Below are 12,225 nucleotides of genomic sequence, written 5' to 3' on the forward strand. Positions count from 1 at the left end.
TGGTCCGGACACCCCCGGTGATCGCGGGCGGGGTCAGCGTCTGGGCGCAGTATACGATCGAGACCGACGACCGGGATGGCCTGGCGGCCCACCTGAAGGCGGCCGAAATCCCCAGCGCCGTCTACTATCCGATCCCGATCCACCGGCAGCAGATCTATTCGCGCTACCCGGCGCCTGGCGGCCTGCCGGTCACCGACGCGGCGGCGGAAAAGGTGATGAGCCTGCCCATGCACCCCTATCTGACGCCCGACCACCAGGACCAGGTGATCGCCGCCATCCGGGCCTTCGTGAAGCGCAACGGCTGACCTGATTCCTTCTCCCGCAAGGGGAGAAGGTCTGTTGGGGCTACCCTGCCCAGGCCGCCTTCAACCCCGCCGCTTGCGCCAGGCCCTGCGCCAGCCCCGCCCGCGCGGCGGCGGCGCGTTTGCGGAAGTCCATGAGGTTCACGCCCATCGCGGCCTGACTGCCCTCGTCGGGACCGATCAGCACCACCTTCGCGCCGTCCTGGCGCAGGATGTCGAGCTCGGCCTGAACGCGCGCGGCTGTGGCCTCGGCGGCCGCGCCGGCGGTGGCGCCGCCGCGCACCTGGACCACGACGACGAGGTCATGCCCGACAGCTTGGTCGGCGTTGAGGGTGGAGCGCATGCCGCCGTCGATATAGCGGCGGCCGTCGAGGGTGACCGGGGGATAGACGCCGGGCACGCTGCAGGAGGAGGCCACCGCGCGGGTGACGCCGACGCCCGACTCCTTAGTCCATAGCTTGAACTCGCCGGTTAGCGCGTCCACCGCCGAACAGGCGAAGCCGCGCTCGGGCCAGGCGTCGTCCGGGAGGCCCGCGAAGGAATGGCCGAAGCTCTTGATGAAGGTCGCCTCGTCCGGGGTCTGGGCGGCCAGCGCGAAGGCGCCGATCTCGGCGCGTACCTCCTGGGGATCGCGGACACCGGCCTGGGCTTCGGCCATCATCTTCACCAGGACGGAGAGATCGGTGGCCGGCGCGGCCGACTTGGCCTGGCCCTCCGGACGCGGCGCGGGGGGCGGTTCGGCCAGGATCGGGTCGGCCAGGGTGGCGGAGTCCGCGCCCAGCGCGAGGCGCGCCCCGACGAAGGAGCCCGCCGAGGTGCCCAGGATGAAGTCGGCTTTTCCCAGATCGACCCCGCCCTGGGCGAGGCCCGCGATCAGTCCCGATTCCCAGGCGATGCCCACCGGCCCGCCCCCGCCCAGCACCAAGGCCCGCGTGGTCATGATCATCCCTTCCCTAAGCTGTCGTTGAGACGGAGCGTCGGCCAGGGCCGTGGCGATGTCCACCCAAAGAACGACAGGCGCGGCCGCCGGGGGGTGGCCACGCCTGTCTGGAGATCCGGCCGGTAACTCCCCCAAGCCCAGCCGTTCCGCCCACCCCAAAGGAAAGACGACGGGCCATCTCCAGGCCCTTTCCGTGCGCCAGAGCCGTGGCCCTAGCGAAGCTTGGTCATGGTGTCGTAGGCCACCTGGGCGCCGATCAGCTGCGGGGTCTGGCGGCTGGCCGCCGCGCGCTTCTCGAATCCGGCTCCGTTCACCGCCACCCACTTGGCCTCGCCGCGCGGCGGATCGCCCGACGTCGTGAACTGGGCCCGCACCGTGGAGGTGGGCAGGTGGGTGACCTTCACCGTGAAGGTCACCCCGGTGGGGGACGAAGCGTCGTCATCGGGCAGGATCTCGATCAGGTACTGGATGCCCTGGCCCATGGCCAAGGTCTCCAGATACTGGATGTCCATGCGGTCCTCGCGCGAGTGCTTGGCCGAGACCTTGCGGATCACCGCCTCACGATCGACGATCCGGGCGCCCGCCGACAGGAAGGTGCTGAGGATCGAACTCTCCACGCCACGCGTGAAGTTGTTGCTGCGGAAGCCGTAGCTCGAATCCGTCATGCGCTCCTGGTACTGACGACTCTCGCTGGCGGAGGCCGCGACACCGCTCGACGCGCTGGCCGCCCAGCCCCGCCCGCGCACCGCGGCGGCTTCACCCATGGCGATCCCGGCCGATCGTGTGGTCTGGACGCTGTCGTACTGGCTGGTGGCGTCCTCGATGAGCTGGCGGTTCCAGAACATCAGCATGGTGGGTCGCCCGGCGCTGGCGTACCAGCGCGCGAAGCTGCCCGACGAGGCGTAGTTGCCGGCGTCGGGATTGGCGCTGGGGGCCGGGGTGTTCACGTCGGGCATGCCTTCGCGATAGGTCACCGCCGGCGCCTGGGGCCGGTACTGGGGCTGGGCCATGGCTGGGCCGGCGACCAGGAGGGTCGCTAGCGCCGCGAGCTTCATACGGTGGGGCATCTTACCCTCCTGATCCTGAGACGGGCCTTACTCGGCGCCGCGGATTTCGACGTAGTACTGGGCCGAGTTCAGGCGGGCCGAGTTCTGCTCGAAGGTGACCATGGCGTTGGGCTGGACGAAGAGGCTGGTCCAGGCCTGGGCGCCATCGGTGGGCACGCCGTTCTGGTCGTACCAGCTGGCGCGAGCCTGCAGCGGCAGGGCCACATTGGTCTTGTTGCGGATCTGGACGGTGATCTTCTTGAAGCCCGTGGGGCCGGTGGAGACGTAGGCGCCCTCGGTGTCCAGCAGGCTGTCGACCTTGAACTTGCGGCCGACATACTTGGCCAGGGTGTTGTCGATCACGCGGACCGAATTCAGCTCGGGGCGTATGTTGTTCTGCTGGTCGATGCGAACGCCGCCCTCGGGCGGGGTGGTCTCGCAGGCGGCCAGGCCAAGGCCCAGGGCGGCGGTGGCGGCGACGATCGTCAGGTGCTTGCGGAAGGAGGTCATGGGATTTCCGTTCTCTCTTAGTGAGCGCGCACGAGGCACAGCTGTTTGCGGTTGGCGTCGGTGGCGCAGGTGATGGGCTTTTCGGCCACCGGCGCCCCGGCCTTGAGGAAGTTGGCGGTAAGCTTGGGCGTCCTGCCGCCGGTCCCCAGCGTCAGGAGGTGGACGGTGTCGGGCAGGGAGCTCCAGGTGCGGACGTCGGCCTGGGGCTTGGAGCTGGAGGAGACGATCAGGAGCACCCCGGACAGGACGCCGACAGCGGCGACGGCGTCCCCGTACTGGCCCCCCGCGCTGAAGGCGCCGCTGTTCTCCGACAGGGCGACCGTGGTGTCGGAGAGGAAGCTGCCGATGCCCCCGGTGGTGGCCTTGAACTGGGCCTTGCCGGCGAGGATCTTGTCGATCTCCCGGCCACCGCGGGTGGAGGCCTGGTAGTAGATGTCCTCCATGGGAAACGCCTGCATGGACGCCGCCCCATTCAGCACCTGGACCTGGTTTTCCTGGATCGGCTTGCCCCGGCGGTAGACGAAGAACGCGTGGTTCGCCCCGTCGCCCAGCTTGCGCGGGGCCAGGCCGGTCTCGGCCAGGACCAGGGTGTCGTCCTTCTCGCCGATGCCGCCATAGGTGGGGCGCAGCTTCTTGAGCTGGGCCATGGTCTCGTCGCGCAGGTCGGTGTCGCCATTGAGGTGGCTGGCCCAGGCGTCGAGGAACAGCAGCAGGGCGAAGTCGGACCGGTTCTGGTCCTCCTCGGCGAAGGCGTCCTGCATCAGGCCGCGCCGGAAGGCGGCCCGGGCGTTCTCGTAGTCGGCGTCGTGCAGGTAGATCAGGCCACGGTACATGAACACCATGGCCCGCTCGTAGGGCTCACCCTTGAAGTCCTTGGAGCCCTCGTCGTACCAGAGCTTGCGGGCCTTGGCGGCGTTGGCGTTGTCGGAGAACACCGAGTCGATGCGCATGATGGCGTCGTCCAGGGCCGGCTTGGCCGTGGCGTGGTCGCCGCGCCAGAAGGCCCGGGCGCCGATCTCCATCTGATTCAGCACGCGGTTGCCCGGAAGGTCCGTGGCCAGGCGGCCGACGAAGGTCTCCGGACCCGCGTCATAGGGCACGGGCGGCAGGAGAGGCGGCGGCTTGGCCTGGGCCGAGCCGAAGGCGGCGACCGCCAGCGCCCCTGAAAGGGCTGCGAGTTTCATCGTCTGGCCTAGCGGTAGACGACGTCGTCGCGGTTCTCTTTCTTGAACTCGTACAGGTTCGACCAGATGATCTCGCCGTATTCCATGTCGAGCAGCTCGAAGGTGTACTGGCTGAACCGCGAGGTTGTGCCCGTGCGGGTGTCGATGGCGTCCCGGGTGCCGATGCGGCCCACCAGGCGGTAGTCGGCGCCGGCCTGGGCCCGCGTGCGGCCCGTGGTGCCGACGTCCACCCTTCCGGCGTCCTTCAGGGCGCGTTCTTCCTCCACCGCCCCGGCGTATTCGCGGCCGATGAAGCGCATGCGGCCACCGGCGGCGCGCAGCAGGTTGACCCGGATGCGGTCGGTGATCAGCGCCTTGTCGATGATCTCGGAGCTCTCGTTCCGGAAGAACTTCGGGTCGACGATGATCCGCGGCGGGGTCGGGCGGTTCATCAGTTCCGGCACGTTCAGCAGGTCACGGAACATGGCGTCGGCCATGGAGACGATGTCCTGGCTCTCGGTGCCCACCCCCCTCACCCCGTCAGAGGTGGTGGTGTCGCGGTAGACCGTGGCCGAGCCCTGGGGCTTCAGCTTCGGCGCGGCGAGCGCCGGACCGGCGGCCGCGAGGCCCAGGACGGCCAGCAGGCCGATGGTGGTGGATTGAATGCGCATGATGGCCCCCTTGGCGTGGGCGGCCCTTGGGGTGGCCGCCGCAAATTCAGAAGGATCATCGGCCGCGCCGACACGCGGCCGATCCCCGTATTGGCGTGTGGTTACTTGCCGACCGAGGCGCTTTGCAGCGCCGGCAGGTAGGCGGTCTGGAAGTCCGGGTAGATCGCGTAGGTCGCGTCCAGGATCTTCTGGTACTCCGGGTTGGCGGAGTGGTTGACGTACATGAACAGCGCCATGTCGTTCAGCGAGTTGAAGGACAGGTCCGTCGAGGAGCGCAGGAACTCCTCACCGCCGATGGCCTTGAGCGCGACGCCCCGGCCCATGGCGGCGCCCGCCTTCTTGCCCAGGAAGCCGCCGACGAAGGGCACCTGCTCCATGGCCTTCTGGCCGGCGTAGTTGCCCGCCATCGAGCCGATCTGGCCCGCGGCCTTCACCGACATGGACTTGGTCACCCAGCCGGCGGTGACGCCGTCGGAGGTGAAGGGCGAGGCGTACTTGCCGGCCGAACCCTCGATCGGGGCCGGCGCCGTCAGCGCGGTCGGCGCGGCGACCTGGGGGGCGCCCCAGGCGGTCAGCATCAGAGCCCCGGCGACGACGACGGGAATGTGGATCTTTTTCATGGTTGGCCCCCCAGCCTTTGGAATTACGGGTTTTTCGCGCCATCCCCGCAGGAGGCCAGGAACCTGTCAGCCCACGTCCACGCGCCGGAATCGGCGGGCGGCGCGGGCGCGCATTGGGCGGCGGTGACAGGACGCATGGTCGACCCTTGGGGGTAGGTCTCAGAGTTCGCAGACACTGTCTGACGGTTCGCGCCATCTCCCGCATGATCCAAACGGACTATGCCCCCACCGATTTGAGGCCGGGGCCTCAGGCCGCCGAGCGGCGCAGCACCTCGTCCCAGTGCTTGAGGGCCATCAGATGGCCGATGCCGGGGATCACGCGGACCTCGCGGGGCTTGTCGCCCAGATAGTCCAGCAGGTCGGCGAGGGGCGCGAAGACGTCCTCTTCGCCATGCCAGACCTCAAGCGGACAGGAGAGCTCGGCCACGGTCAGGTTGCGGGCCCGGCGGAAGGCCTTCACCTCGTCCGCCGCCCCGCGGCTGGTCCGGGCCAGGGCCTCCCCGACATAGGTGGCGATGTAGGTGGCGATATGCGCGTTCTGGGCGAAATAGGCGGCGTCGCCGGGGGAGTGCGCGGTGGACCCTCGCACAATGCGGTCCACCAGCTGGGCCGAGAGGCGCAGGCGCAGGATCGCGTAGAAGGTCTCGATCACCCACGGATTGTTCTCGATCCGGGAGCGGAACAGGGTCAAGGGGTTGCGGGTGCGGGCCTCGCTCACCGGGCGGGGCGGGCGGCCCGAGCACAGCAGGACGCCCGCGGCCCGCCTGCCCAGGCGGACGGCGGTCTGCATGGCCGAGGGCGCGCCTGAGAGGATAGCGCTGATGCGGACATCGGTGAGGCCCAGCTGGTCGCACAGCTCCACCATGTCGTCGGCGACACTGTCGAAGGAATAGTCCGGGCTCGGATCGGACTGACCAAACCCCGGCCGCTCGGCGCAGATGAGGCGCAGGTTCAGTTCGCAGGCCAGGCCCTGGGCGCCCGGCGGCAGCAGGCTCGACCCCATGCCTTCATGGAAGAACAGCACCGCCCGGCCTTCGGGTTCGCCATAGTCCCGGTAGGCCAGTCGCCGTCCATCCCGCAGGGTGATGGCCACCACCGGCGGAGCGTCCGCCCCAGCCGGGATCATGACCGGGGTCTGAGCCTCGATGGCGCTGGCCACCGAGGACAGCTGGGTCAGGGCCCGGATCAGGTCGCTCTGCCGCTTCAGTCCCATCTTGTCGAAGATGGCGCGAAGCTGGTTGCGCAGGGTGTTGACGCTGACCTCGAGTTCGTCGGCGGCCTCCTTCAGCGAGCGGCCATCCCGCAGCTTGCGGGCCAGGCGAAGCTCGGCGGGTGTGAGGCCGAAACTCTCGCGGATGGAGGCCCAGAGCCGCCCGGTCTCCTCGACCGCCGGGAAGACAAGGGCGAAGGCCTCGTCGTCCCCGGCGAGTTCAGCGGCCGCGGCGTCGGCGACGCTGGGCAGGGCTGGGGCGGGCGCGACGTAGGCGAAGCAGGGGCCCTCCTCCCTGCCGCGGTCCAGCCGCAGGATCGCCTGGCCGCTGGCCTGAGCTCGGGACTGGTTGAGCGCGCGGACCAGGGCCTCGCCATTGGCCGGATCCTGGAAGGCGAGCTCCGCTCCCAGTCTCAGGCGGCCAAGACCCGCGTCCATCATCTCATGGGCCAGGTTGTTGGCCGCCAGGACCTTGCGCCGCGCCGAGAGCACGATCCAGCCAATGTCGTTGCGACGGCTGGTGACCGGCCCTTCCTCGGGCCGGGCTGTGAGGCGGGCGATGTCCAGGCTGCGCGCCATGTCCGTGACGGCCTCGCTCGGCATCTCCTGCAGGTCGCCGGCGTCGGCAAGGGCGTCGATGAGCTGCCGCCAGGCGTCGGGGTTGGCCGCGACCTGGTACATGGTCTCGATCACCAGGGCGACATTGGCGCTCTTCGCATCATTCATCAGTGAAGCTGATTCCCCCGCGCCGACACTCTAGCGAAGGCGTTTGAAGAACGGCAAATCTCAATGCGCTTCAAGGCTTCCAACGATTGAGGCGCGCTGGGATATCTCGATCCAGTTGCCGTCGGGATCGCGCACCATCGAGATGCGCGCGGTGGTCCCCAGCGTGGTGGGTGGCATGGCCTCACGGCCCCCTGCCGCAAGGATCCGGGCGTGCTCCGCGTCGACCTTGAAGACCTGGAAGGTGATGTAGCGCCAGCCCCGGCCCTGCATGCCGGCGTCGGCGGGCGCGTCGGGGGTCTCCTCCAGGATCAGCAGGGTCTCGCCGGCCCGGAAGGCGCCCGGCGTCTCCTCGGTGAGGCCCAGGCCCTGGGTGTAGAACTTCCGGTGGGCGGCGAGGTCGCGGACGGCGATGCGGACGCCGATCTGGGTGACCCCCTGATGGCCCGGCGGAACCAGGGTCACCTGGTTTCCGTCCGGATCGGTGAGCCTCATGGGCGCCTCCAGCCCCGGTCGGGCGACGATCAGTTCGCGGTAACCGGTGGCGGGGGTGTCAGGCAGGGGATCGGCATGGTGGTTGATCTTCAGCACCGAGCCCAAGGCGTCGTGGCGGTGTTGGTCCTGGCCGCGACGGATCCTCAGCAGGTGGTCGAAGGGGATGCCCGCCTCGCCATGCCAGAAGGCCAGCATGGGCTCGAGGTCGTTGGTGGAAAGCCCGATATCGACCCGCGGTTTCGCCAGTTCCAAGACGACCCTCCTGCCTTTAGATTTCCTCGACTTGCCTAGTCAGCTTGGGCGTGAGACCTAAGTCAAACATTTGTTTTAATTCATTAGGAGAGTCCCATGAAGGCTGCTGTCTATTACGAGAACGGCGGGCCCGAAGTCCTGAAATATGAGGACATGCCCGACCCGCAGTGCCACCCCAAGGGTGTGGTCATCGCCGTGGAGGCCATCGCCATCGAGGGGGGCGACACGCTCAGCCGCTGGCGCGGCCCGCTGGCCACCAAGCCCCACGTCGTCGGCTACCAGGCTGCTGGGACCATCGTCGAGGTCGGCCCCGAGGTGGAGCATCTGAAGGTCGGCCAGAAGGTCGCCACCGTCATGAATTTCGGCAGCCACGCCTCGATGCGCGCCGTGGCCGCCCGCAACTGCTGGGTCATCCCGGACGGCTTCGACGTGAAGAAGGCCTCCGCCATCCCGGTCACCTTCGGCACCGCCGACGACTGCCTGTTCGAGTTCGGCCGCATGAAGAAGGGCGAGACCGTTCTGATCCAGGCCGGCGCCTCGGGGGTCGGCGTCGCCGCCATCCAGCTGGCCAAGCGGGCCGGCGCGGGCCTGATCCTGGCCACCGCCTCTTCGGATGAACGCCTCGAAAAGCTGAAGCGCCTCGGTCTTGACCACGGCATCAACTACACCCGCGACGACGTGGTGAAGGAGGCTCGCCGCCTCACAGATAACAAGGGCGTGGACGTCATCGTCGACAGCGTCGGCGGCCCCACCCTGCAGGGCTCCATCAATGCGCTGGCCTATCGCGGCCGGGTCTCCATGGTCGGCGCCGCCGGGCGTGAGCCCATGGTGGTGGACGTCGGCTCGCTGATGGGCGGCAACCGCTCGCTGTCAGGCGTCTTCCTCGGCGCCGAGATGAACACCGACCGGGTGCACAACAACATCCAGCGCCTGATCGACGAAGCCGCCCGCGGCGAGTTCGAAGTGGTCATCGACCGGGTCTTCCCCCTGTCGGAAGCCGCCGCCGCCCACGCCTATATCGAAAGCCGCGCCGCCGTCGGCCGCGTGGTGATGGTGCCTTAAGCGACCCAAACCCCGTCATCCTCGCCCCCGTGGCGAGGATGACGAACGTCGGGCCGCCACCCAGCGTCAGATCATCAGGGAGAACACCATGCCCAAGGCCAGGAACGGCGACGTGGCGATCGAGTACGAGGTGTTCGGGCAGGGCCCGGAGACCATTCTGCTGATCAACGGCCTCGGCTCGCAGATGACCCGTTGGCCGCAGGCCTTCTGCGGCAAGCTGACCTCCAATGGCTTCCGCGTCCTCCGCATGGACAACCGCGACACCGGCCTCTCCACCTGGTTCCAGCCGGGCCAGACCTACACCCTGTCGGACATGGGCGACGACGCCATGGCGGTGCTGGACGCCGTCGGCGTCGACAAGGCCCACATCGCCGGGGTCTCCATGGGCGGGATGATCAGCCAGGTCATCGCCATCGAACATCCCGACCGGGTGCTGTCGCTGACCTCGATCATGTCGGCCAGCGGCGCGCCGGGCACGATGGATCCGACTCCGGAGGCCGGCGCCGTGCTGACCGTGGCCCCGCCCAATCCCGAAACCGACCGGGAGGCCTTCATCGCCCACGGGGTGGCCAACGCCACCACCATCGGCAGCCCCGGCTATCCCTGGCCGGAAGGCGCCCTGCGCGAGCGGGTGATCGCCGAGCATGGCCGGGCCTTCAACCCCACCGGCTCGGCCCGCCAGATGGCCGCCATCCGCGCCTATGGCGACCGCACCGAGGCGCTGAAGAAACTCGCGATTCCCACCGTCGTCCTGCACGGCGCCGACGATCCCCTGGTGCCGGTGCGCGGCGGCGAGGCCACGGCGGCCGCGATCCCCGGCGCGGAACTTCGGGTCATCCCGGGCATGGGCCACGACGTCCCGCCCGCGCTTTACGACATTGTCGCCGACGCCATCCTGGCCGCGGTCGCCAAGACGCGCTGAGCGCGCCGCTTCCCTTTCGAACAACCCAAGGAAACCATCATGGGACGTCTTTCCGGCAAGAGCGCCATCATCACCGGCGCGGGCTCCGGCATTGGCCGCGCGGCTTCGGTCCTGTTCGCCCAGGAAGGCGCCAGCCTGGTCCTGGCCGACAAGATGGACACCGTCCATGAGACCGCCAAGATGGTCGAGGGCGCCGGGGGCAAGGCCGTCTCGGTGGCGGGCGACGCGGGCGATGAAGCCTTGGTGGCCGGCCTCGTGGCCAAGGCGGTCTCTGAGTATGGCGGCCTGGACGTGGCCTGGGCCAATGCCGGGATCTCCGGCGGCTGGACGGCCTTCGACGACCAGGACCAGGCCTTCTGGACCGAGATCCTGCGGGTCAACCTGATCGGCGCCTTCCTGCTGGTGAAGCATGCGGCCCGGGTCATGGTCCCGGCTGGCAAGGGCTCGATCATCTGCACCGCCTCGGTGGCCGGCATCCGCTCGGGCGCGGGGGGCACGCCCTATTCCGCCTCCAAGGCTGGCGTGATCAGCCTGGCCCAGACCTCGGCCAACGAGTTCTACGGCACCGGCGTGCGGGTCAACGCCATCTGCCCCGGCCTGATCGAGACCGGCATGACCCAGCCGATCTTCGACGGCGCCCGGGCCCGCGGTAATGAGGACAAGATCGGCCAGCTGAACCCGCTGACCCGGGGCGGCGTGCCCATCGAGATCGCCAATGCGGCCCTGTTCCTGGCCAGCGACGAGGCCTCCTACGTCAACGGTCAGGCCATCGTCGTGGACGGCGGTCTGTCGTCTTCCCACCCGGTGGTGCGCCGCAAGCGGTGATCTATCTCGTCCGTCACGGCCAGACGGAGTCGAACCTGGCGCGCCGCTATCAGGGCGCGTCGGACTCACCCCTGACGGCGCTTGGGCGCGCCCAAGCACGGCGAATGGGCGAACTGCTGGGCCGCCTCGTGCCCGACACGCGCGGCTGGCGGATGGTGGCGAGCCCACTGGGCCGCGCGCAACGGACCGCGGAGATCATCTGCGAAGCCATGGGCGGAACGCTGACGCCCCGCCTCGATCCCCGCGTCGCCGAGGCCAGCATGGGGTCTTGGGACGGCCTGCAGATCGACGAGCTTGAGGCGCGCAGGCCGCAGGAGGTCCCCTATCCGGAGCGCTATTTCCAGTCCCCGGACGGCGAGAGCTTTGAGGTCATCTGGGACCGTCTGTCGGATTGGCTGGGTTCGGTGGGGCAGGACGACAAGGTCATCCTCGTCTCACACGGCCTGGCGGGCCGCTTCCTGCGCGGCATCTACGGCAAGCTGCCGCGCGAGGAGTTGATGGCCCTGCAGGTGCCGCAGGACGCCATCCATCGGTTGGAGAAGGGCGCGATCACCCAGATCGCCTGCGAACCGGTCTAGACGCGGCGCAGGATGACGCCGCCGTCGTTGGCGTCGTCCAGCTGACGCATCAGCACCATGACGCCGACACCCACCAGGGCGCCCAACAGGAACGATCCAAACATGGCGCCTGACGCCGCCACCGGGCCCAACCCCTGCCGACGATACTCCTTGCCGTAGATGAGGGACCCGTCCCACGCCTCGGCATAGTCGCTCATCGGTTCGTACTGCTCTTTCATGCCACTCAAACCCTTCGAAATTGGGGAGGTTCCTCCCCCGCTGGCCTTCCGCGCCCCTGGGCGCTAGAAGCCCTCAACCCATTTAAGAACCGCCTGAACGAGAACAACAGACCACTCATGGCCGGACATTCCAAGTTCAAGAACATCATGCACCGCAAAGGGCGCGCCGACGCGGTGCGCTCCAAGCTGTTCTCCAAGCTGTCGCGCGAAATCACCGTGGCCGCCAAGTCGGGGCTGCCCGACCCTAGCATGAACGCCCGTCTGCGCCTGGCCGTCGCCAACGCCAAGGCCGAGTCCATGCCCAAGGACAACATTGACCGGGCTATCAAGAAGGGCGCCGGGGGCGACGCGGAATCCTATGACGAGGTGCGATACGAGGGCTTCGGCCCCGGCGGCGTGGCCCTGATCGTCGAGGGCCTGACCGACAACCGCAATCGGGCCGCGGCCAACATCCGGTCCACCTTCTCCAAAAACGGCGGCAACATGGGCGCGACGGGTTCGGTCGCCTTCATGTTCGATCGTCTGGGCCAGATCGTCTATGCGGCCCAGGTCGGCAGCGAGGACAAGGTGATGGAGGCCGCCATCGAGGCCGGGGCCGAGGACGTGGAGTCCGACGAGGAAACCCACACCATCTTCACCGGCTACGAATCCTTCGCCGAAGTGGCCGCCGCCCTCGAGGCGAGCCTGG

At 68.6% G+C, this 12,225-nt stretch carries 15 protein-coding genes; 6 read left to right on the forward strand and 9 right to left on the reverse strand.

The window, feature by feature from the left end:
• On the forward strand, positions 1 to 305 hold a 305-nt coding region (locus tag RMO97_RS06770), incomplete at its 5' end, for a DegT/DnrJ/EryC1/StrS family aminotransferase (protein ID WP_310539815.1).
• A gap of 40 nt (positions 306 to 345) precedes the next feature.
• Here the strand turns inward: RMO97_RS06770 and RMO97_RS06775 are convergent.
• The 8 genes from RMO97_RS06775 to RMO97_RS06810 all read right to left on the reverse strand — a co-directional run bounded on the left by RMO97_RS06775 (position 346) and on the right by RMO97_RS06810 (position 7,932).
• A complete protein-coding gene (locus RMO97_RS06775; protein ID WP_310539816.1) occupies positions 346 to 1,242 on the reverse strand; it encodes a patatin-like phospholipase family protein in 897 nt (298 codons plus the stop codon).
• A gap of 212 nt (positions 1,243 to 1,454) precedes the next feature.
• On the reverse strand, positions 1,455 to 2,309 hold the full coding sequence (locus tag RMO97_RS06780) for a hypothetical protein (protein WP_310539819.1): 855 nt from the start codon (positions 2,307 to 2,309) through the stop codon (positions 1,455 to 1,457).
• A gap of 27 nt (positions 2,310 to 2,336) precedes the next feature.
• Entirely contained in the window at positions 2,337 to 2,798 is a 462-nt protein-coding gene (locus RMO97_RS06785) for a DUF1425 domain-containing protein (RefSeq protein WP_293496084.1), read from the reverse strand.
• Positions 2,799 to 2,815: 17 nt separating this feature from the next.
• Positions 2,816 to 3,982, reverse strand: a complete 1,167-nt coding sequence (locus RMO97_RS06790) for a hypothetical protein (RefSeq protein WP_310539822.1) — start codon at positions 3,980 to 3,982, stop codon at positions 2,816 to 2,818.
• An 8-nt stretch (positions 3,983 to 3,990) separates the two neighbouring features.
• Complete coding sequence (locus tag RMO97_RS06795) at positions 3,991 to 4,632, reverse strand: hypothetical protein (protein ID WP_310539824.1); 642 nt, start codon at positions 4,630 to 4,632, stop codon at positions 3,991 to 3,993.
• A 101-nt stretch (positions 4,633 to 4,733) separates the two neighbouring features.
• Positions 4,734 to 5,252, reverse strand: a complete 519-nt coding sequence (locus tag RMO97_RS06800) for a hypothetical protein (RefSeq protein ID WP_310539825.1) — start codon at positions 5,250 to 5,252, stop codon at positions 4,734 to 4,736.
• A 247-nt stretch (positions 5,253 to 5,499) separates the two neighbouring features.
• Positions 5,500 to 7,188, reverse strand: coding sequence for an alpha/beta hydrolase (locus RMO97_RS06805; protein ID WP_310539827.1), 1,689 nt, complete (start codon positions 7,186 to 7,188; stop codon positions 5,500 to 5,502).
• 60 nt (positions 7,189 to 7,248) lie between these two features.
• Positions 7,249 to 7,932, reverse strand: coding sequence for a VOC family protein (locus RMO97_RS06810; RefSeq protein ID WP_310539829.1), 684 nt, complete (start codon positions 7,930 to 7,932; stop codon positions 7,249 to 7,251).
• Between the two features lie 96 nt (positions 7,933 to 8,028).
• On the opposite strand from RMO97_RS06810, the gene RMO97_RS06815 reads away from it, so the two are divergent.
• From RMO97_RS06815 to RMO97_RS06830, 4 genes are all read left to right on the forward strand, one after another.
• Positions 8,029 to 8,994, forward strand: coding sequence for a zinc-binding alcohol dehydrogenase family protein (locus RMO97_RS06815; RefSeq protein WP_310539830.1), 966 nt, complete (start codon positions 8,029 to 8,031; stop codon positions 8,992 to 8,994).
• Between the two features lie 88 nt (positions 8,995 to 9,082).
• A complete protein-coding gene (locus tag RMO97_RS06820) occupies positions 9,083 to 9,916 on the forward strand; it encodes an alpha/beta hydrolase (RefSeq protein ID WP_310539831.1) in 834 nt (277 codons plus the stop codon).
• Positions 9,917 to 9,955: 39 nt separating this feature from the next.
• Positions 9,956 to 10,741, forward strand: a complete 786-nt coding sequence (locus RMO97_RS06825) for an SDR family NAD(P)-dependent oxidoreductase (protein ID WP_310539833.1) — start codon at positions 9,956 to 9,958, stop codon at positions 10,739 to 10,741.
• Positions 10,738 to 11,319, forward strand: a complete 582-nt coding sequence (locus RMO97_RS06830; protein ID WP_310539834.1) for a histidine phosphatase family protein — start codon at positions 10,738 to 10,740, stop codon at positions 11,317 to 11,319. The genes RMO97_RS06825 and RMO97_RS06830 overlap by 4 nt, the downstream gene beginning before the upstream one ends.
• On the opposite strand, the gene RMO97_RS06835 is transcribed toward RMO97_RS06830, so the two are convergent.
• Complete coding sequence (locus RMO97_RS06835; RefSeq protein WP_310539835.1) at positions 11,316 to 11,537, reverse strand: hypothetical protein; 222 nt, start codon at positions 11,535 to 11,537, stop codon at positions 11,316 to 11,318. The genes RMO97_RS06830 and RMO97_RS06835 overlap by 4 nt on opposite strands.
• Positions 11,538 to 11,654: 117 nt before the next feature.
• Between RMO97_RS06835 and RMO97_RS06840 the strand changes: the two genes are divergently transcribed.
• Positions 11,655 to 12,225: YebC/PmpR family DNA-binding transcriptional regulator (locus RMO97_RS06840; protein WP_310539837.1), on the forward strand; the 571-nt coding region annotated here is incomplete at its 3' end.

This window comes from Phenylobacterium sp., from assembly GCF_031425575.1.
GTDB lineage: Bacteria > Pseudomonadota > Alphaproteobacteria > Caulobacterales > Caulobacteraceae > Phenylobacterium.